This is a genomic window from Kosakonia sp. H7A (assembly GCF_003028445.1).
In the GTDB taxonomy this organism is placed as follows: Bacteria; Pseudomonadota; Gammaproteobacteria; order Enterobacterales; family Enterobacteriaceae; genus Kosakonia; species Kosakonia radicincitans.
In genome coordinates this window covers 355,461-375,701 of sequence record NZ_PYTZ01000004.1, presented here as the reverse complement: position 1 = coordinate 375,701, position 20,241 = coordinate 355,461, and the positions used below count along the sequence as shown (strand labels likewise).

At 49.9% G+C, this 20,241-nt stretch carries 14 protein-coding genes and 1 pseudogene; 5 read left to right on the top strand and 10 right to left on the bottom strand.

The genetic code is table 11. The features are described 5' to 3' along the window. Positions 1 to 22: 22 nt before the first annotated feature. Positions 23 to 790, bottom strand: a complete 768-nt coding sequence (locus CWM66_RS16840; protein ID WP_035889929.1) for an HpcH/HpaI aldolase/citrate lyase family protein — start codon at positions 788 to 790, stop codon at positions 23 to 25. Between the two features lie 271 nt (positions 791 to 1,061). On the opposite strand from CWM66_RS16840, the gene CWM66_RS16835 reads away from it, so the two are divergent. Further along, entirely contained in the window at positions 1,062 to 2,180 is a 1,119-nt protein-coding gene (locus CWM66_RS16835) for an ABC transporter substrate-binding protein (RefSeq protein WP_369878906.1), read from the top strand. A 40-nt stretch (positions 2,181 to 2,220) separates the two neighbouring features. On the opposite strand, the gene CWM66_RS16830 is transcribed toward CWM66_RS16835, so the two are convergent. Both CWM66_RS16830 and CWM66_RS16825 read right to left on the bottom strand, forming a co-directional pair. Further along, positions 2,221 to 4,287: a TonB-dependent siderophore receptor gene (locus tag CWM66_RS16830; protein WP_035889932.1), complete on the bottom strand. Its 2,067-nt coding sequence runs from the start codon at positions 4,285 to 4,287 to the stop codon at positions 2,221 to 2,223. 420 nt (positions 4,288 to 4,707) lie between these two features. Continuing rightward, positions 4,708 to 5,598 carry a LysR substrate-binding domain-containing protein gene (locus tag CWM66_RS16825; protein ID WP_107146937.1) on the bottom strand — a complete coding sequence of 297 codons (891 nt, stop codon included), beginning with the start codon at positions 5,596 to 5,598 and terminating at the stop codon, positions 4,708 to 4,710. A 301-nt stretch (positions 5,599 to 5,899) separates the two neighbouring features. On the opposite strand from CWM66_RS16825, the gene CWM66_RS16820 reads away from it, so the two are divergent. Continuing rightward, the gene (locus tag CWM66_RS16820; protein ID WP_007372905.1) at positions 5,900 to 6,505 is read left to right on the top strand and encodes a glutathione S-transferase family protein; all 606 of its coding nucleotides are present in this window, start codon (positions 5,900 to 5,902) and stop codon (positions 6,503 to 6,505) included. An 89-nt stretch (positions 6,506 to 6,594) separates the two neighbouring features. Here CWM66_RS16820 and CWM66_RS16815 read toward each other — a convergent pair whose 3' ends face one another. Next, on the bottom strand, positions 6,595 to 7,374 hold the full coding sequence (locus tag CWM66_RS16815) for an SDR family oxidoreductase (RefSeq protein WP_107146936.1): 780 nt from the start codon (positions 7,372 to 7,374) through the stop codon (positions 6,595 to 6,597). Then, positions 7,374 to 7,700, bottom strand: coding sequence for a nuclear transport factor 2 family protein (locus CWM66_RS16810; protein WP_035889937.1), 327 nt, complete (start codon positions 7,698 to 7,700; stop codon positions 7,374 to 7,376). Before CWM66_RS16810 ends, CWM66_RS16815 begins: the two co-directional genes overlap by 1 nt. 90 nt (positions 7,701 to 7,790) lie before the next feature. Between CWM66_RS16810 and CWM66_RS16805 the strand changes: the two genes are divergently transcribed. Together CWM66_RS16805 and CWM66_RS16800 are read left to right on the top strand one after the other, a co-directional pair. Then, the gene (locus CWM66_RS16805; protein ID WP_071921819.1) at positions 7,791 to 8,117 is read left to right on the top strand and encodes a helix-turn-helix domain-containing protein; all 327 of its coding nucleotides are present in this window, start codon (positions 7,791 to 7,793) and stop codon (positions 8,115 to 8,117) included. Between the two features lie 557 nt (positions 8,118 to 8,674). Further along, positions 8,675 to 10,588, top strand: coding sequence for a methyl-accepting chemotaxis protein (locus tag CWM66_RS16800; RefSeq protein ID WP_107146935.1), 1,914 nt, complete (start codon positions 8,675 to 8,677; stop codon positions 10,586 to 10,588). 161 nt (positions 10,589 to 10,749) lie between these two features. Here CWM66_RS16800 and CWM66_RS16795 read toward each other — a convergent pair whose 3' ends face one another. From CWM66_RS16795 to CWM66_RS16775, 5 genes are all read right to left on the bottom strand, one after another. Next, positions 10,750 to 11,457, bottom strand: coding sequence for a molecular chaperone (locus tag CWM66_RS16795; protein WP_072440713.1), 708 nt, complete (start codon positions 11,455 to 11,457; stop codon positions 10,750 to 10,752). Further along, complete coding sequence (locus CWM66_RS16790) at positions 11,454 to 12,794, bottom strand: fimbrial protein (protein ID WP_007372912.1); 1,341 nt, start codon at positions 12,792 to 12,794, stop codon at positions 11,454 to 11,456. Before CWM66_RS16790 ends, CWM66_RS16795 begins: the two co-directional genes overlap by 4 nt. Positions 12,795 to 12,808: 14 nt before the next feature. Next, positions 12,809 to 15,331: a fimbria/pilus outer membrane usher protein gene (locus tag CWM66_RS16785; RefSeq protein WP_035889945.1), complete on the bottom strand. Its 2,523-nt coding sequence runs from the start codon at positions 15,329 to 15,331 to the stop codon at positions 12,809 to 12,811. A gap of 48 nt (positions 15,332 to 15,379) precedes the next feature. Next, positions 15,380 to 16,093, bottom strand: a complete 714-nt coding sequence (locus tag CWM66_RS16780) for a molecular chaperone (RefSeq protein ID WP_072440709.1) — start codon at positions 16,091 to 16,093, stop codon at positions 15,380 to 15,382. A gap of 83 nt (positions 16,094 to 16,176) precedes the next feature. Further along, a complete protein-coding gene (locus tag CWM66_RS16775) occupies positions 16,177 to 16,743 on the bottom strand; it encodes a fimbrial protein (protein WP_007372916.1) in 567 nt (188 codons plus the stop codon). 855 nt (positions 16,744 to 17,598) lie between these two features. Here CWM66_RS16775 and CWM66_RS16770 point away from each other — a divergent pair. After that, positions 17,599 to 20,241: pseudogene (locus CWM66_RS16770) on the top strand (filamentous hemagglutinin N-terminal domain-containing protein); the annotation flags it as partial.

The window sequence follows — 20,241 nt, the reverse complement described above, 5'->3', positions numbered from 1 at the left end:
TTTGGGTGTTGAGTAGGAAAGGTTAAAGAGACTGAACGTCAGTAAGCCGTTGCTTTAGCGCCCGAAACAAAAAACCGCGATCTTCGCCGCACAGCCAGCTGTCCACGCCCTGGCGTTGCCAGTATTGCTGCTGTTCTGCGGTGCGGGGGTTGGCGCAAAAAGATTTCCCTGCGGCTGCGCAACGTGTAGCCAGTTGGCGAATAAGCGCTTCAACCTCAGGATGCGTAGGCTGCGGGCCAAGTTGCATGCTCATTGCCAGGTCAAGCGCACCTTCCATAACCATCGTGACCTGAGGGATAAGCAATATGGCGTCAATAGCCTCAATGCCGGGCGGCGTTTCAATCATGGGTACCAGCCATAACTTCTCATTGACCTGGCGGATATAATCCTCAAGGGGCAAAGTACCAAAGCCGGTTACGCTGCCGCCGGTGATACCTCGTGTTCCAATGGGGGGAAAGAACATCGCATTTTTCAGGGCGTTAACCTGTTCCGCACTTTCCGCCCGTGATAGTACAATCCCGCCAGCTCCCATATCGAGCAGGCGTCCGGCACGCGGAATATCGTCACAGGTGAGGCGTATCAATGGGGTGCAGTGGTTGAGTTGTGCCAGTTGAATACAGTGGCTAAGAAGCGTTTCGTTATGGGGAAGATGTTCCAGATCGAGTATCACGAAGTCATACCCGGCAATGGCAATCATCTCAACAAGAGTTGGGTGGGGAACGGAGTTCAGAATGCCAAATAGCCCATTGCTGGACCTGCGGCGTTCCCCTGGTAGTGCAAGCGAGATCATATAACTAGTCCATGTTGGTAATGCTTATCATTTACATTATCATTACTAATGAACTAGCGCTTTTCAAAAGATTTAAACAAGATCATTAAATAAATTCACTAAGTGATAGTTGCTGAATCGAAGTAGTCTGATTGCGGTTTTGTTGTAACTTTTTGATATATATCTAATCTTTGATAAAAGGCTGTTTGGGGTTGCCATATTGATGGCAGCAAAAATTAAAAACACTTATGTGTGGTTTAGTCAGCGCAAGCTCAGTAAGGAAATCGCCAGAATGAAAGGCCAGTGGCTTATTATTATATTTACCGCTTTAGTGTGGCCGTGGGCGGCACAGGCACAATCGGTTACGGTGACCGATCTTGCCGGTCGCCAGGTCACGCTTAACGCACCCGCAACGCGCATCATTCTCGCTGACAGCCGGATGTTGTTACCGATGAGCCTGCTGCATCCTGGCGATGCGCTTAAAGGGATTGTCGGATGGGATGATTCGCTGCAAACCCGGGCGCCGGATATGGGGCGTTTTTTTACCCGGCATTATCCAGCGCTGCCTTCCATACCGGTATTTATTAACCCTTACCGTAGCAGCTTTAACGTTGAGCAAGCCGCGATGCTAAAACCGGATCTGATTGTTTTCGATACGGGGATCCTGAAGAAGCTCGAAAGTGAAGGGACGCTGGCATTACTGGAGAAAAGCGGAATTCCGGTGGTGTTTATCGATTTTCGCCAGCAACCCTTAACCCATACACCGGAGAGTATGCGGTTATTGGGGGAGGTGACCGCCGAACAGCAAAATGCCGGGCGTTTCATTCAGCGTTGGAATCAATTGTTGGATCGTACCCGCCAGCGAGTGGCAACAATCCCCCGCGAAGCGTGGCCTGGCGTTGTGTTTGAAAACCATGCCGGTATGACGGGCATGAACTGTTGTACCGTATTTGGTCGCAACAGTTTTGGCCAGTTCATTCCTGAAGCTGGTGGCCGCAATCTGATGGCGGACAAAGTTCCCCCTCAGGGAGCCGATATTAGCGCTGAATTGCTGATTGCGGTGCGCCCCGACGTATATTTAATGAGTGGCGCTGACTGGAGCCAGCGCGGGAGTTCTTCGCTGGCAGTACCGCTGGGATATGAAGCCAGCCGCGCCAGTACCTTACCGAAGCTGCAGAAATTGATGCAGCGAGAAGGGGTGAGTGTATTGCCCGTGGCGAAGGGCAAGCAGGTAATGGCCATCTATCACCAATTCTACGACAGCCCTTTCAACGTAGTAGCACTGGAAGCCATGGCTAAACTTTTCCATCCCCAGCAGTTTGACGATGTCGATCCGCAGGCCGATTTAGCATCGTTATACCGCGACTTTGTCGGCATTCCTTACAGCGGGTTGTTTTACGTCCAGCCTTGATGAAAGAAGCCCGTTCAACGTGACGGGCTTCTTTTGGCTATCAGAACTTCAGACTAACGCCCGCAGTGACTGAACGTCCCGGCGCTGGCTGACGTCCCCACGGGCTGGTATCAATACCGCGGAACCAGTAGTCGCGATTAAAGATATTGTTAATTCCGACATAGCCGTTCAGCACGGTACTGCCTGACTTAAACAGATCGCGGCTCACTTGAGCATTCCATACCCAGTAAGACGGCATTTGACCAACGGAACCGGTGCTGTTCTCCGAAACGGTATTCGCTGCATCCGAATAGGATTTACTAAAGTAGTAGCCTGCCAGTGAGAAGGTGGTTTCACGCCAGTCATAGCTTCCATCCAACGTCAGCTGCGTGCGCGAGGCATACGGCACTTCCTTACCACGGTTCACGCCGTTACGCTGTTCCGCCTGCAGGTAAGCATATCCTGCATGCAATTTGAGGCCTTCAATGGCTTGCGGGCTCCAGAACCCTTCCAGCTCAACGCCCTGATGGCGGGTGCGTCCGATGTTGAGATAGCTATCGGATACGCTGTCGTAGGAGATCTGGTCTTTATAATCAATGCGATACAGACCGGCATGAAGACTGACATTCTCGGTTGGTTTGTAACGTACGCCACTCTCGTAGTTCCACGCCAGTTCAGAGCTGACGTCGCCGCCTTTGACGATTTGCGTAGCCTGTGCCGGACGCAGGCTTTTCTGCATGTCTGCATACAGGAACCACTGCGAGGTAAGCTGGTAACCTACCGTCAGGCCGGGTAGCCACTGCGTGTCCGGCGTGGAGGTGCGCTGGCCCGTTTTTTTATCGGTGTATTTTTCGCTGATGTTCTCATAGCGCATACCCGGCGTAATGGTCAGCGTGTCATTGAACAGTTTGACGGCATTGCTGATATAACCTGCCCAGGCATTATTATCAAAGTCCCAGTCACGCGTTACCGCTGTCACGCCTGTAGCCAGCGTGCGCTGACGTACCTGGTAATCGATTTTTTCACTGACAAAGCGCCCACCCACAATCCATTGCTGGTTCACATTATCGCCGTTGATATCCATGCTGATACGCGGTTCAGTCCCCCAGACCCTGAAACTACGCGGCGAGTTTTGCACGATATCGGCAGGTAAGGCCGGGTTGAAGTTTTGACCGGCGACTTTACTCATGCCGACGTGGAAATCACGATCCGACTCATGACCAAAGAACATCCAGTTAAATTCTGCGTTATCAATAAAACCCAGTGAACCGAGTTGCTGGTTATAAACTGCGCTATAACGCTTGGTGTGACCGTCGTAATCATCCCATGGACGGGTGCTTTGACGGCGATCGCGATTATAGTCTGCGGTCGAAAGGGCACCCGCCAGATCGGCGTGTGCATCGTAGTATTGGTAGGAGAGATTTAAGGTTGTGTCTTCGTTGATATTCCACAGGCCGCGTACGCGGAAGTTCTGAACTTTGCTGTCGCTATGCTCGCGGAACGAGCTACCTTTTACTTGGTTAGCTTCGACCTGCAGCCCGAAGTCATCATTCAGCATGCCGCCGGTGCGAAGGTAGGTATCCCAAAGATTGTGTCCCTTACCGTAAAACGTGGCGCGCTCGGCAATCTCATTTTCCCATTTCAGCGGAATGGGTTTACTGATCAGATTGATGACGCCGCCAACGTTATTCGGGCCATATTGTACTGCCGCGCCACCGCGAACCACGTCAATGCGATCAATGGTCGAAAATGTTACAGGAAACAGCGACATACCTTCCTGGCCGTAAGGTGCCAGTACCAGTGGAATTCCGTCCTCAAGGATTTGTGCGCGGCCGCTGCGGCTGTCGTACAAGCCACGTACCGCAATTTGCGGAAGCACGCCTGTACCGGTTTCATCCTGAATCTTGACCCCAGGCACACGCTGTAACGCATCATCAAGAGTGCGATTGGCCCCTTTTTCCAATTGATCGTTGCTGATAACGGTGCGGCTACCGGCCCAGGTTTTCACTTCTTCTGCGCGTGAATCGCCAAGAATATTCCCTGACACCGTGATGGTTTGTTCTGCTGCATAACTGCATTTACCGGCCATGAGCATGGCCACTGCTGCGGCAATTTTTGTGCGTCTCATCGTCAACCCTGAATATTGGTAATTTATGGTAATGATTCTGATAAACATTATCATTATCAAACAAAACTTAATATTCCTGAATTGAACGTAAACCTATGTCAAGACAATAATATGGGTATTTTTCCGGGATAAAACATGAAAAAGCATGAGCAAAGGAATGCGGAAACCCAGAGAAGGCGCTGGCTGCAAGAGGGAAAAAGTAACCGGAATTGATGTCTGGCGTTAAAGTTCGAATTTTATGACGTTCATGTTTAATATTTTTGAATTAGTTACTGTGCCAACGTGACGTTTATTACCACTGCCACGATAAAAGAGGGGAGTTATCCTGTTGTCGGTAGGGTTTTGCCATTTCCAGAAGTACAGGGTGCCCGCAATAACGCGGTTATTTATGCTTCTCGCGCACAACCACCAGTGAGATCATTACTGCCGCTGTTTATTCCCGACTATTATTTCTTCCTCCAGCCAGGCAATAAAAAGAGCGACTTCCGGCTTTTTTTCTGCCAGTGGGGATGTCACAAGCCAGTAGTGCCAGGGATAAGGTGCGGTGACCGGAGTTATTTGTACCAGCTCTCCCCGTGAAATAGCGTCTTCAACCAGAGAGCGACGCTCCAGAGCAATGCCGGTTCCCCGTCGTACGGCTTCGATGACCAGGTTTGAATCATTAATGCGTAACCCGGCAGGCAGGATCTCTTTCTCCAGCCCTGCATTGAGGCACCAGCTTTTCCACGACTCCATCGAAAAAATAATGCTGCTCTTTGCCACCTCTTCTGGCGTAACAGGTAGCTTGCCATTGTTATAACCGGGTGCGGCGACGACAATAAGCTCATCAGAAAAAAGAAAGCGGCTTTCCATTCCTTCCCAGTCACCCTGACCCATACGAATCGCAATATCGATGCCTTCCTGTTGCAGGTTGGTCACCGTCAGACTGGCCTGCAGACGTAATGAGATATGGGGATATTTCTCGCGGAATCGCGAAAGGCGCGGCAATAACCAGTGACAGCCAAAAGAAGGCAATGTCGCCAGCGTCAGTTCTATTGCGCGCGGTTTCACCTGCACCAGCCTGGTGGCATCCGAGATCCGGTTCAATGCTTCGCGTATTTGCAAAGCATAAAGCCTCCCTTCTTCATTAATCTGTACCCCGCGCCCGTGACGGATAAATAGCTTTATGCCTACCATGCCCTCCAGCGTTTTAATGTGTTGGCTAATAGCTGAATGCGTCATGTTCATCTCGTTCGCGGCCAACGTGACGCTGCCAAGGCGCGCAACCGCCTCGAAACTTCGCAGAGCGGAGATAGGTGGGTAATCCGACATAGGGCATTTTTCTTAACGTTGTTTAATACGTTAACGTTACTACCATATAAACCTTTTTTAAATCTGGATTTAATGGCGGGATAAATTAACTTAATGATTTAAAATGGATTAATTTTCATCGTTGCCTTTTCATCCTGCGAAAGTGGAATAACAGGTTAGAAATACTAACACCTGAGGTAAGGAATCCATGATATTCGCCCCTGCAGATTTACGATAATGTGTGCCTGCCTGCTTTGCCGAATCACCTGATGCTGACAGGTAATCGATTAACGACAGTTGTGTAGCACGAACAGGAATAACGATGAAACTCATTGGTATGATGGATTCGCCTTACGTAAGGCGTGTTGCGGTATCCCTGGAACTCTATGGCATCGAATTCAACAGTATGCCGCTCTCGGTATTTAGCACATTTGAAGAGTTTTCCCGCATTAACCCGGTAGTCAAAGCCCCGACGGTCATTCTGGATAGCGGTTTGCAGTTGATGGATTCAACGCTCATTCTTTATTATTTTGAAGCCCTGTCCGGAGCAAATCACAAACTTTTACCCGCCAATACCGACGCGCTGGCAAAAGATCTGCAGATTTTGGGCATTATTCTCGCAGCCTGCGAAAAAGCGGTGCAAAATATTTATGAGCACAAGCTCAGACCAGAAGAAAAACAACATCAGCCGTGGGTTGAGCGAATTACCCGGCAACTGCTCGCAGCATGCCGTGAATGGGATACTCTGCTTGAAGGTCGCGCTATAGCACCCCGCCCTGACCAGGTCGCGGTAACCAGTACGGTGGTGTGGTCGTTTATTCAGTTCATGATCCCAGGGGTGGTAGCGGCAGACAATTTTAAAAACATTCAGTCGCTTGCTGAAGCATGTGAAGCCCTGCCAGCGTTTAAAAAATATCCCCTGGGTTAAAAGCGATGCTAATGAGCGGAGATTACGGTTATCCGATTTCCACAAGCGATCGCAATCGGCGCAAATGATGCGCCGATTGTGATACAGCGTTACACCGTCGGGATGGTGCCGCCATCGATGACATATTCGGTACCGGTGATGGCGGCTGCATGAGATGAGGCGAGGAAGGCAATGAGATTCGCCACCTCAATCGGCTTTGACGGACGCCCCAGCGGAATACCACCGAGTGCATTCATGATGATCTGTTTACCGCCTTCATAATCCGTTCCCGCCTGCTGCGCCAGCCGCTCCGCCAGTGCCACCGCCGCTTCGGTTTCGATCCAGCCGGGCGCAACGCGCACAACCCGAATTCCCTTTGGCGAAACCTCTTTCGACAGGCTTTTGCTGTATGCCGAGAGCGCCGCTTTGGCCGCTGCATAGCCGGTGGTCGATTCCGGCAACGGCAATTCGCGCTGGATAGAGGTGACGTGAATGATCACTCCGCTACCCTGTGCCAGCATTCCTGGCAACAGCGCACGATCTAAGCGTACCGCTGGCAACAGATTAAGGTTGAGTTCTTGCTGCCATTCCTCTTCGCCCAGCGCCGCAAAACCACCGGCGGGAGCGGTAGAACCGCCCACCACATGAATGATGGTATCGACACCGCCTAGGTGCGTCTGAACGGCTTGCGCTACTGAGGCGCACCCGTCGGCAGTGGTCAGGTCTGCCGCGACGAAGACATCGGCGAGACATTCCGCAGGAGCGTGGCGCGCCGTCGTTAACACCTTGGCGCCCAGCTGTTTTAATAACCCGACGACCGCTTTACCAACGCCTTTAGTGCCCGCCGTCACCACCACGCGCGTGCCCTGGAAATCAAGATCCCACGACATCAGACAATCTCCAGTGTGTTGATCTTGTCGCCGGCCAGGCCGAAAGTATGTTTCAGCACTACCGGGCTGCCGGGAAAATTACCGGCGACGTTCGACGTGACGGTCACCCGGTCGCCGTCGGTGAGAATCTGAACCGGCTCAACGCTGTAGTCAAACGCGGCCTGCGCGGCACGTTGCCATGCCTCGATCGCCGCATGTCCCTGATGGGTTTTACCTTCATCTTTCACGACGGCATCTGCGGTAAAGCAGTGCTTAACGTTGGCGATATCGCCACCATTGCTGATCGCGAAATAGGTAGAAATAGCGTGCGGTAGTGATAATGACATGGCTTTATACTCCCGTAATTTACAGTACGGGAATTTTCAACATAGACTGTGAAATTGACAAGTACGCACGAAAAAGTGAGTGACTATATTATGAGTAAGTTATATAGCCCGGAATCTGCTGCAAGCGGCGTGGAGCAAGTCCTGCGACTGCTGGAAGGGCGCTGGAAATTAATTATTCTTTTTCATCTCTTCGACGGAAAGGTGCAGCGCTATTCCGATTTCGAAAAACTGATCCCCGCTATTTCGCAGAAGATGCTGGCGCAGCAATTGCGACAGCTTGAAGCCGACGGAATCGTGTCGCGGACGGTATATCCCCAGGTGCCGCCGAAAGTGGAATATCGGCTCACTGAGTGGGGACAGGCGCTGTGCCCTGCTCTCGATGCAATGCTGAAGTGGGCAGAAAAACGCGAGGCTTAAGTATTAGCAGAACTTTTTTGTTGCTGAGCGAAAATCACGGATGCCTGCTTTTCGCTCTTTGCTGGCACGATGAAGGTTGTCGATGGTGAGTGCTGAAAAACAAGCCTGGGGCATATCCCGGCAGGGTAAATAGTGAAGCAGCTCAGCATATTATCGTAAACAGGCTTCACGGACAGTGCGAAACGATAATTAATAACACGCTATCAGCCACTCCAAAATATCCTTCGGATAGTGAAAACTCATTAATAGGTTTACGCCAGGCTATGGCATCAGAGAATAAATAACTTTGCGGGATCATCATTACCACGATAACCGCATAGTAATATGTAGACTTGCCCACATTATTTTTTGCAACGTTATTCATTTGTCTGGGATATATTTTCAGTGGATCTCTTTTCCCATTATTTTATTAAAAGAAATTGCGTAATTGACGATAAGTAAGTAGATGGCCAACTTCTCCTGAGTCCTCAAAAACAAGTGAATAAACCTGTGATCAGATAAGAAGTAAAAATGAAACCATCTTTCGAAAATTAAGAAAGATTACTGAGGATACCTCTATGTCTAAGCTGTTACCGTCAATAAAAAATCTGCCTGTGGCTGCCAAGCTGTTTGGCGGGTTCGCAGTTTTAATCGTTATTATTGTGCTGTCATCACTCATCAGCATACAGCAGTCTGCCAATATCCGTGACCATGCCTTAAAGGGCAAATTAATCAATGAAATCAGCACGGAGCTTAATACTGCGCGACGTAGCCGCTTGAATTATCAATTAAACCATGATGAAACATCACTTCAGGCGAATAAAGTCGCCATTGAAAAGATGGATCAAAAAGCAATCACTGGTCTGGACTTTACCTGGGACAGCGATGCCCGCGTTTTGTTTGAAGAATTGCGCAGTACTATTCCTGACTATGCCAGCCACCGCGACACGTTCGTTAAACTGGAACAAGTGACTGTCGGGAAAGCGCAGGGGTTGACCTCTCCCGAGCTGAAAACCTTGCTGGATAAATTCAGTACCCGCATAGAGCAGCAAGAAAATACGTCTAAAGATGAAATAACGTTACTCAATCGCCTCAATAATATCTGGGGTGCCGCTTATGCAATCCAGTCATCGGCAGGTAAGCAGGGGGTAGATGTTTTCAAGGCACAATCCGATGCCGCGTCGAAGATCGTCCATTCAGAAAACCTGAGCCTCAATGCGGAAGACAAAGCGATGGCACAGGCATTTCTTAACGGGATGCAGGATAACGTTGTCTCCTATGTTAATGCTCTGAAGGAGTCGCAGAAAGCCGCTACAGATCTCACTGGCGTCGCAGAAAAAATCAATACTATCACTGCCGATTTGGGGACCGGCCAGACCCAGAAAAATATCGATATTATTCAGCGGGTAATGATAATTATGGGTATCGTTGCCATTTGCGCCGTGCTGACGGGGTTACTGGTCGCCTGGCTGCTTACCCGGCAGATGACACGCCAGATAAAACATAATTTGACGCTGGCTGAACGTATTGCCGGTGGTGACCTGACCGCCATCATTGAGCCGCAGTCAACCGATGAACTGGGCCGCCTGACGCAGGCAATGGGCATGATGAATGACAGACTTCGCGACATGATCACCCAAATTAAAGAGTCGGTAATTCATGTGGCGAATGCTTCGTCGGACATTTCGGCAGGCAATATTGACCTGGCTTCCCGCACGGAAGAGCAGTCTGCTGCAGTGGTTGAAACTGCGGCAAGTATGGAAGAGTTGACCTCAACGGTTAAGCGCAACGCAGACAATGCGCGTGAAGCCAGTCAGCTCGCAGGGGTGGCGGCAGAGCATGCGCGTTCCGGTGGGAAAATTGTCTGGGACGTCGTCAGCACGATGGAAACTATCACTGAAAGCTCAAACAAGATCACGGATATTATCAGCGTAATAAATGGCATTTCTTTCCAGACCAATATCCTTGCACTTAACGCTGCTGTAGAGGCGGCACGCGCAGGTGAACAAGGGCGCGGATTTGCGGTGGTGGCGGGCGAAGTAAGAAGCCTGGCCCAACGCAGCGCTAATGCCGCTAAGGAGATCGAAGGGCTGATAAAAGAGTCCGTGCAACGCGTGATGACCGGTTCAGAAATGGCGAATAAAGCCGGTTCGACCATGGAGCAGATTGTATCCTCAGTCACCAACGTGAGCGGGATTATGAATGAAATTTCAAGTGCCTCAGAAGAGCAGAGCAGAGGTATTGATCAGATTGGTAAAGCAGTGACGGAGCTGGATTCAACGACCCAGCAGAATGCTGCGCTGGTTCAGGAGTCGTCTGCGGCGTCATTATCACTGGAACAACAGGCTGAACAGCTCACTCAACTGGTTTCCGTGTTCAAGCTGAGCTCAGAGACCGCGAAGCCGAAACACGCACCCGCAGCGGCTCGCAGCAAGGTTAGCCTGAGGCCCGCAACGTCAACAAGCAATGGGGCTGACTGGGAGTCTTTCTGACACTCACCCAATCAAAAAAGTGCCCTCCTGATGAGTGAGGGCACTGCTATTACAATTTACGCCGCGCTAAATAACCCCGTGAATAACTTGAATTTATATTTTAAACAGTCAGGTGATTGCGCTGAATTTTAACCCTCCCATTGCAGTAAAATGCAAATGGTTTATTTCATAAACCGATGTTTCAATATTTCCCCGCTATCGTTTATCCAGCCCGCTTCCACGTTTATTGCTTCGCTGCCGACATTGCGCTCCAGCAAGTAACGCCGCTGGCTGAAGGGTCTAATCATCATATCGTCCTGCTGGTGCGCTTTCGTCTGCCCGGTGTGGCCTGTCACGCTGATTGTGGTAAACGAAATGCCCAGCGGCGTTGGGTTGTTGAATTCGAGCCAGGACTTTTCACCCTCCGCATACAGGCGAAAGGTCAGTTTGCTGATCGCTTCCTCGGGTGTCAGGGTGAGGGTTTGTGGGCGGTAAAAGATCTTTAGCTGGGTATTCATTGCCAGCTTCAGAAACGGCTTGTCCAGGCCTGCGTTGTCCGGCGGCACTTCATACAGATTGAGCCAGAAAACCGATTCCCGATCCGTCGGCAGCGGATCGCGGTTATAAATGATGCGCAACCCCTGCGTGCTTCCGGGGGCCAGGCGAAAAACCGGCGGCAGAATGACAAAGGGCGCAGCGCCGTTATCCGGCGAGCCTTCGCCGTTATCTGCCCAGGTTTGTACTATCACCGGCCAGGCATTGGTGTTCACCAGCATCAGCGTTTTTTCACGCGCATTCGGTGGATAAATCACCCGTGTCATGGCCGGCATTACGCCAGCCAACGTCGCCGGTACGAACAGGACGAACAGCAGCATGAAAAACCGGCTCATTGCATTTTCACAATCACGTACGCGGTGGCATGAACGCGGCCTGCGGTAACCGTCATTCCAGGCAGTTTTTGCAGGCTGGCGATAAAGGAGAGGCTGTAATTGCTGAAGCCGGGGTATGAACTGCCGTTCGGCGTTGCGCCAGTGAGCACCGGATACCAGCCTGCGTTATTGCCTGCGGGCGTGGGCGAAAGCGGCACATTCGTGGACTGGCCGAGAAACGTCATTGGCTGGCCCGGGTTGACGCTGTTGGCAATGGTTATGCCCACGCCTTTCGCCATCTCCGGCGCATTATAGTTATCAGAAACCAGCGCCCTGACGCCGCCGCTGGCGTTGACCAGATTCAGACTCTGCGCCGCGCGGTAAGCGCCTTCGGAAACCTGAAAACCCAGCGCAACCTGGGTATCGTTCAGGCCGGAAACGACCGTGTTGTTGCATTCCAGTTGCACGTTGAAATTCGCGCTGCTTGCCATGCCAGCGTCCAGATCTCTCACGCTGATGGTGGGTAACAGCACCAGCGGCGTTGCGTTACGTACCGTGCAGGTGGGATTGTTATAAAGTTTGTTCGCCATGCGCATGCCGTAACCAAAACCATTGTCAGCAAGCCAAAAGTCTGAGTTTGTGGCGCTGTCCTCACCAGCTTCATCATGACCAAAAGGTACGATAGCGCCGGGGCCGGAAAGCTGGATATAGGCATTCGGTTGCGTGCAGGTATACAGCTCACCCGAGGGGGTGGCAAAGACAATGCCCGAACCGTTGTTATTGTTGTTGCCGCAATAGCTGGTTATTGCGCCCAAACCGGGTAACGTACTGACCCGGTAAAGCTCAGACTGCAACGGTGGAATATCCTGTAAGCGGATCTGAATTTTTGAGCCGACGGTGGCGTAAGTCGTCACGGGGATTTTTTGCCAGTTGCGCGTCAACGTTATGCCCGACATTGACTGCTTGATGCCAACATAGGCAAACCATGTGGCGTAGACATTCGTCAAATTGTCGTTTGCGCCGATGTTGTAATAGCCGCCCACTCGATCGTCACCATTGATCGCCACCAAAAAATGGATACTGGCCAGGTCGGCCTGATCGCACTCCCACAATACCGATGCGCCCGAAGCGCCGCCGGCAGTGTAGTTGGTTGGTGGCGTTACCGTGGTGGCAATTAATGTTCCGACGGGCGCGAAGTAGGTATCGATCAGGTTAATCTTGCCGAACTTGATCTGCGCGGAGTTGAAATCATCGGTCTGGCTAACATTGGTTTTGGTACATATGGCCCACGCCGACGCGTGCAGCAGTGCCAACAACGCGAGCAGGAGTTTCAGGAACAAAATAGCGTGCTTTGTCATGCCGGTTTCTCCCTTTACTGGCAGATTGCATTCAGGCGGATTAAAGGGCTCGCGGTATCTTTTCCGGAGAAGTCGTACGAGAGATAGCAACGATCCTGGGGGGCATCTCCCCAACGCAGCGTTAATCGCCCTTTGGGTCGATCGGTGCGCAAGTAAATTTGCCCGTTTTGCCCGGCGATGCCGATCAGGGTGTTGTTCTCATCAAGTACATCCGCGCCTGCTGGCGGCTCAGAGCCATCCGGCAGCGTCGATTTGATCAATAATGCTTTCCCGTTGCGGGTACGGAAGACGACTTTGGCCGACGCCCCGGCAATCGGCGCTATCTGTTTTTCGTTGTCGACCAGCTCGGCATCGCCCTCCATATCTTGCGGATCGAGTGTGATGCGATTGTAACGGTAGGGGGTAATGGCCGGGAGCAGCGCATAACCGCTGTCGTTGATCGCAAGATTTTCGGAATTGAACACTTTCGCCCCGGCAGCACCTTTGGCTTCGACCAGCGCAAAGGTGTCGCCGAGATATGGGCCAAATGTGATGCCGCCGGAATGCGCCACCACCGCGCCCTGGACATTAGCGGAAGCCTGCCAGTAGTCATTCCCGCGCGAGGCGTTCACGCCGACGGTGGTTTGAGAGAACCGTTTTTGCACACCGCCACTGAGCGTCGTCTGGTGATATTGCTGGTCGCGCATGACATCCAGGTTGTAGCTTGCGGTCTGCCCGGTATCGAGCATGCCGGAAAGCGAGCTTTGATATTGATCGCTGCCGTCCGTTGAGTGCATCCATGAATTACTCAGGCTGGGTACGCGCGGGCTGCTCCCGCCGAGCGGGAAAGAGAGGGAAAACGCGGTGAACGTCTGCATATCCCCGGCATTCTGATAGCCGCCGGTGTGCTGTCGGCCAACGGAAAGGTTTATTGAAATCCCGTAGCGGAAACTGTTGCTGTAACCAAGCTGAAGTTGCGTGTCGCGGCTTTTTCCGCCGCGATAATTCTGCATGGAGCCGGAGATAAAAACGTTGCCGAAATCTGCCAGGCTCTGGTTCATGGTCAGGTCAAAGCGCGATTGTTGGCGCCAGCTATCTGATTCCCACAACTGATTATTGCGCTGCGCTTCCCGCGCTCCCAGCACGTCCATCAGGTCGCGATAGCCGCGGGTGGAATAGCGATATCCCGCCATAGAAACCGTGGTGTTGGTCGGCTGGAAGGTTTTACTCCAGCGAAGCTGCGACATCCAGCCGTCGGTATAGCCGGTATCAGGTAGCCGTGCGTGTGACCAGGTTAGATCCGCGCCGATAGCGCCGAAAGCGCTGGCATAAACTCCGCCGAGCATCAGCGCCTGGTAACCGTCGGCAACGCGCGTCGCAGTGTTGAAGGTGACGGCATTGGTGAGGCCGTGCTGCCAGGTCATATCGCTGAAAAACGAATCATCGCCGTTGTCCTGGGTTTTGCCCATTTCGAGATTGAAGCGGGAAATGTCCGGCCGCATCGATTCCGGAACGGCGGAGAAGGGCACGCTGAAGCGGCTCACGGAGCCGTTGGCTTCAGTTACCGAGACATCAAGATCGCCACTAAAGCTGGTGGGATAGAGATCGGTTATTTCAAACGGCCCCGGCGCGACGGTAGTCTGATAAATTTCATTGCCATTCTGCATGACGGAGACGCGGGCATTGGTCGTCGCCACGCCGCGAATAACAGGCGCATAGCCGCGCATCGAATCCGGCAACATTCGTTCGTCGGTGGCGATGCTGGCGCCACGGTAGTTCAGTCCGGAGAAAAAACGCCCTTTGGTGATGAGCTGGCCGAACATCAGTTGGCTATTCAGGCCTGGGAGCGGGTGCTGGACGTAACTACGGATATTTTTCCAGCGGTTACCGTTTTGGTTATTCCATGTGAAATTAGATAATTGCCGGTATTGCCAGGAACCAAAATTCATACCGCCGCTTAACGACATCCACAACGAATGCTGATTCGGGGTAGTTGGCTCTGAATAGGAGACGTTGTAGTAATTCGCGAGGTAATTGATAAACGCCATCGATGCGCCATTATCGAGTTCATTCGGGTCAACGTATCCGCGCGGTTGAATGCGTATCTGGTTCTGCGGCACGGAAAGATCCAGACGCAGTTGCGGTAAATTTGTCCGGCTGGTGCCGCCCGGTGCGGCCTCCTGAATTAATACGCAATTATCTTCAGGCGAGGCGGAAGCGGGACTTTTGGCGTTTTTAATGTGCGTGGACTCAAGGATCTCCGGGCTCAGACAAGGCTGGCTTGTGCCGTCGGCAAAGCCTTTAAAATAGACATCATAGGTACCCGTCAATTTGTTATTGGTGTACACATCCATCTTGTAATTGCCCGGAACAATCGACTGCGGCGTGGCAAGCCGCGTTAATGAATCCTGGCTGAAACGGCTGCCACGAAAGAGTTGTGGATCAAAGGTGTAACGGTCTTCGCTGGCAGCCAGAGTTGCGGCTATTTCTTTACCCCAGGCGGGCAATAAAATAAAAAAAAAGGCGGTAGCCGAAAGTAAAACAGCGAATTTATTCATCGAAGATTGCCCATACCGAAAAGAGTCCTGCCTTAGCACAAGCAAACGTTATAAGGGGTGTCTGGAATCCACATTTACGCCGTAATCATTCACCGTCACCAGCGCGATAGATGCATTCCGGGTGTTTACCGTATTGGCGCGTAAAGGCCATTCGACTTTGCTTTTAGGGGGAACCATGACCGCATCGGCAAGTGGATATTTTGTGCCGTTAGCAATAAGCTCGGCGCGGCGAATAACGGAGTAATAACCGGTAGGATTTGTTACCTCAATGCCATGCGGCTTTAGCTGGAATGACAGCTTTTCTGCGGTTTCATACGAATTTCCGGGAATCGTATGCGGACGATAGAAAATTTTGAGGCGATTAGTTAGCGCCAGTACTAATTGATTGCGATCCTTATCTTTATTCTCCAGATAAGGTAATTGACTAAAACTGAAGTAAAAAATCGATTCACGATCCTGAGGCAAATTGTCCCCCGTGAAGATCAGTTTCACGGATTGCCCACTCTCTGGTTCCATTCTGAATATTTGCGGGGTGGTAATAAAAGGTGCTTCAGGATGTTTTGCTTTTTCAATACCGGAACCATCATCAACCTGAATACTGACGATAAAAGGCTGTGAACTGGTGTTTCTTAATTGAATTGTTTTTTCTTTGATATCATCAGGGTAGATGATTCGCGTCCCGGTCATGATCACGTTTGCGGCTGCGTTCACAGAAATGGTGATGGAAAATAAAAATACAGTAAAAGACATTAACCTATTCATTTTCACATTATCCCTGCGCTGGTTATTTATTGCGTAATATTGAATGGATTTCTGGCTGACGTCGTCACGCAGCCAGTTTTGATTTAGAGATAGCTCAGCGAATATTCAGCAATGGCGGTAATTTTACCGGCGGCGGCAGTGGTACTATTGAGGACATAATAGCGTGCGCCGTAATCATAACTGGCTTCAGTCTGGTTGGCCGGAAGGCTCAGCCCAGGCACGGAGGTGACACCGGAAAGCCGGATCTCGGTGCCCCCGGAACCTGCGTCCATCAACTGAATGCCGAAGCCTGTCGCCGCATCCCCACCCGAATAGCTGTTGCCAAGTACACCCGTAGGATCAACGTTATAACCAAGGAAATTGGTGTTGATATTGGTCACGCTGGATGTTGACTGGCAGCCACTAATTGAAACAGTAAAAGGAGTCTGGCCGTAAAATTGGCCCTGGGTTAACGGCGTGCCAGGAGGGCTGAAGTCGGTCAGAGACACGGTAGGTAATAAGACGACGGAATCTGTGCGGCCATTGATGAGTACGTCGCAGGTCTGGCCTGAGATTTCGCCCTGAAAGGTCACTGTCGGCGCGGCAAAAAGTGGTAACGGTAATGTCATAACGCCCAGTAACGGTAACGTTTTTTTAATTCCGGTTCGCATATATATATCCTTATGTTTTAAAACCCATTTAGAAATAATGATATGGCAAATAATATTTGCCGATGGCAGCTTTTGTCATTCCATCATTAATATCACCGCTTAGGGATTTTATTACATATTATTTAAAGTAAAGACTATAGGCAATATGTTGACTTTAATTATGGGATTATTCAGAAATGGCAATTATATTATTTGTTTTATCTTATTTTTCTATTAATTAATACGCGAAGCCAATAAAAAAGATGACCGCAAAAGGGGGAAAAATGTGATCTGTTTATCAACGGTGTGCTTGTGAAATAAGTGATTCGGGAGCGACATGTTGAAAAATCCTGGTTGGGGTACGAAATGGAAGTGGCGAGGGTTATGAAATGTGATGATGAGGAGGCAGGCGGTAGTCTAAAGGCTGTATTGTGACAGACAGTGTTTTTTTCACTATTTTCTGTTTTAAATCCTGGGAATCATTTTTGAATTTTATTTCAAGTTATTTGGTGTCATCTTTATCAATATAACTTTGTCTTTTATTTTTGCATTTTTAATTAATCTGAAAAATCCTATTTGGGTTCTGATATATTGTTTTGCCTTTCTTTTCCTGTTAGGTTTTCTCTGCCTTAAATAAGGTTTACTGCATCTGATTGTTACATCACTCAATAATATGAGACGCTTATTTTTAATAAGTCATGGTATTAATGTGGCTTGCGATAAGCCGCTTTTCTATTCATTGAAACTTCTTCGATATAACTGAATTATCAAATTAAATGTTACTTCGGGAAGATGTGTTGCGATATTCATTTAAAAGAATACAGCAAAAAAATATATATATTAAATTTTTAAACCAGGTAAAAGGAATTCAATAACATGAGTGCATTGGATAAAAAAGTTCAACGGTTTGTCAGGTCAAAACTCGGGCCGCTAACAGTTGCGATGATTTGCGCATTGCCGGCAGTGGCAAATTCAGCCGGATTAGTAATGAAAAATGGTACCGTTTATAACACCAATGGGGTGCCGGTCGTTGATATTAACACGCCAAATTCCAGTGGGTTGTCTCATAACTTCTGGGATGATTTGAACGTTGATAAAAACGGCCTCATTTTCAATAACGGTACTTCGGCCTCGGATACCGTGCTGGCTGGCCAGATTGCAGGGAACAGTAATCTGGTTGGCGGCCCGGCCAAAGTAATATTGAACGAAGTGGTTTCGAGAAATGCGTCCGTCATCAATGGCATGATGGAAGTCGCGGGCAATAAGGCAGATTTAATCGTCGCCAACCCGAATGGCATTACGGTGAATGGCGGTGGCTCTATCAACACCGGCAAATTAACGCTGACCACCGGGAAAGCGCAGCTGACTGATGGCGAACTGGCGGGATACAACGTCAATGGCGGCACCATTACCGTCGGTAAACTGAGCAGTGCCAGCCCGACAGAGATCCTGTCACGCAATGTTGTCATCAATGGAAAAGTAACCGCTGATGAACTGAACATCGTAGCGGGAAATAACTATGTTAATGCGCGCGGTGAGGTTGCGGGTACGGTTGCGGCATCCGGGCTGCGCAACTATTACAGCGTCGACGTTTCTGCGCTTGGCGGGATGTATGCCAACAAGATTAACCTGGTAAGTACCGAAGCCGGTGTCGGCGTTCGCAACCAGGGCACAATTGCTGGCGGCGTAAATGGCATCAAAATTGATACCAAAGGCATCCTGCTAAACAGTAATGCGAAAATCCAGTCTGCCGGGCTTATTGATATCAAAACCAATGGCAGGATTGATAATACGACCGGCGAAATCTCTTCAATTGATACTATTTCCATCAATACTAACAAGGGCGAGATTGTAAACAGCCGCGCAGGTCGCATTGCCACTAACGGTAATATCAATATTAACAGCGGCGCGCTGACTAACAGTAATGGCAAAATCGCTGCCGCCGGTATGCTGGCTGTCGATACCAACAAAGCTACGCTGACCAACACGGGTAAAGGTAAAACCGTGGGTATTGAAGCGGGTATCGTGGCGTTAAAAACCGGCAATCTGAACAGCCGCAATGGGCAGATTAGCGGTGGTTATGTCGGTATTGACGCGGCGTCAATCGATAACTCTGGCGGTAACTTGCAGTCCGCTGGTGATATCGACATCTTAAGCGCAGGCAATATCAATAATAACAAAGGGTTGATTCGCGCAGCTAACGGCCATCTCACGCTCGGTTCTGGCGGTACGATCAGCAATGAAACGACCAAAACGGCAGATACCAACAGTTCTGACTCTCTGGGGATCATTTCGCAGAAAGAGCTTTATATTGGCGCCAAAAGGATCGTTAACCGTGGCGGTCAGATCGCGTCGAACGACGTTGTCACTGTTAAGAGCACCGGTGATATCGATAACTACACCGGCAAGATCGTCTCCAGCGTTAAAGTATTGGCCCGTGGCACCTCTTTGAATAATGACCGGGGCGGCCTGAGCGCAGATCGTGGCGTAGATATTGCTGTTAGCGGTACGGTGAGCAACAACATCGGTGTTATCAGCTCGAACAAAAGTGATGTGGAGCTGAATGCTGGCGATATCGATAATGTTGGTGGTTTGATGCTGGGGGAAAATATCACCCTGAATGCTAAAAACAACGTCAACAATGATACTGCGCTGATTGTGGCCAGAAAATTACTGAACGTGAATGTATTAGGTACTATTTCTAATAACAACGGTAACGATTTTGGTGCCCGATATGGTGAATATTTCGGTATTCCTCAGCAAATCGGCGGCATGATTGGTAAAGAAGGCGTCTCTTTTTCTGCCCGAAATATCAATAGCACCAATAGTCGTATTATTTCCGACTTCGGCAATATGAAACTTGAAGCTGCCAGCACGCTGAATAATACGCGTGGTTTGCTGTACAGTGCGGGTGATATGGCGATTGACGTTGGTTATATGTTCTACAATAACTATGCGACAACTGCCAGCGCTGGCAACATGAATATCAGCACCGTTTCTCTGCAAAACTACAGTAACGGTTCCATTATTGATAATAATGCGACCGGGATTATTTCTTCTGATAAGAATCTGAATCTGAACGTGAATAATAGTTTCACGAACTACGGTTTTATTAATGCAGAAGGCGATCTGAAATTCAACGTTAGTAAAGGTATTCTGTATAACTCGAATACCATTGCCGCGGGTAAAGACCTGGCTATTGATGCGCTGAATGGTATTGATAATAACGGTGATATTGCTGGCGGTGAAATTCTGACGCTGAAAACGAAAGGCAGTGTGACAAACCGTACCAATCGCAATATTGTTGGTAAGCAGGTTATCATTTCTGCTGGTCAAAATATTACGAACCATGGCAATATCGTCAGTGATAATTATATGGATGTCACCGCTAACGGTACCGTCTACAACTATCTCAATATGCTGAGCTATGGTTCGGCAAAAATAACGGCCAATACTGTCACTAACAGCGGCAGAGATGCATTGTTAGGTGCGTATGAAGATTTCTCTCAGGATGTGAAG

Excerpts from the sequence above, each read along its gene's own strand:
- CWM66_RS16805 (WP_071921819.1), top strand. The coding sequence starts at position 7,791 with ATGAGTAAGTTATATAGCCCGGAATCTGCTGCAAGCGGCGTGGAGCAA.
- CWM66_RS16820 (WP_007372905.1), top strand. The coding sequence starts at position 5,900 with ATGAAACTCATTGGTATGATGGATTCGCCTTACGTAAGGCGTGTTGCG.
- CWM66_RS16835 (WP_369878906.1), top strand. The coding sequence starts at position 1,062 with ATGAAAGGCCAGTGGCTTATTATTATATTTACCGCTTTAGTGTGGCCG.
- CWM66_RS16775 (WP_007372916.1), bottom strand. The coding sequence starts at position 16,743 with ATGCGAACCGGAATTAAAAAAACGTTACCGTTACTGGGCGTTATGACA.
- CWM66_RS16825 (WP_107146937.1), bottom strand. The coding sequence starts at position 5,598 with ATGTCGGATTACCCACCTATCTCCGCTCTGCGAAGTTTCGAGGCGGTT.
- CWM66_RS16780 (WP_072440709.1), bottom strand. The coding sequence starts at position 16,093 with ATGAATAGGTTAATGTCTTTTACTGTATTTTTATTTTCCATCACCATT.
- CWM66_RS16840 (WP_035889929.1), bottom strand. The coding sequence starts at position 790 with ATGATCTCGCTTGCACTACCAGGGGAACGCCGCAGGTCCAGCAATGGG.
- CWM66_RS16785 (WP_035889945.1), bottom strand. The coding sequence starts at position 15,331 with ATGAATAAATTCGCTGTTTTACTTTCGGCTACCGCCTTTTTTTTTATT.
- CWM66_RS16810 (WP_035889937.1), bottom strand. The coding sequence starts at position 7,700 with ATGTCATTATCACTACCGCACGCTATTTCTACCTATTTCGCGATCAGC.
- CWM66_RS16830 (WP_035889932.1), bottom strand. The coding sequence starts at position 4,287 with ATGAGACGCACAAAAATTGCCGCAGCAGTGGCCATGCTCATGGCCGGT.
- CWM66_RS16815 (WP_107146936.1), bottom strand. The coding sequence starts at position 7,374 with ATGTCGTGGGATCTTGATTTCCAGGGCACGCGCGTGGTGGTGACGGCG.
- CWM66_RS16790 (WP_007372912.1), bottom strand. The coding sequence starts at position 12,794 with ATGACAAAGCACGCTATTTTGTTCCTGAAACTCCTGCTCGCGTTGTTG.
- CWM66_RS16800 (WP_107146935.1), top strand. The coding sequence starts at position 8,675 with ATGTCTAAGCTGTTACCGTCAATAAAAAATCTGCCTGTGGCTGCCAAG.
- CWM66_RS16795 (WP_072440713.1), bottom strand. The coding sequence starts at position 11,457 with ATGAGCCGGTTTTTCATGCTGCTGTTCGTCCTGTTCGTACCGGCGACG.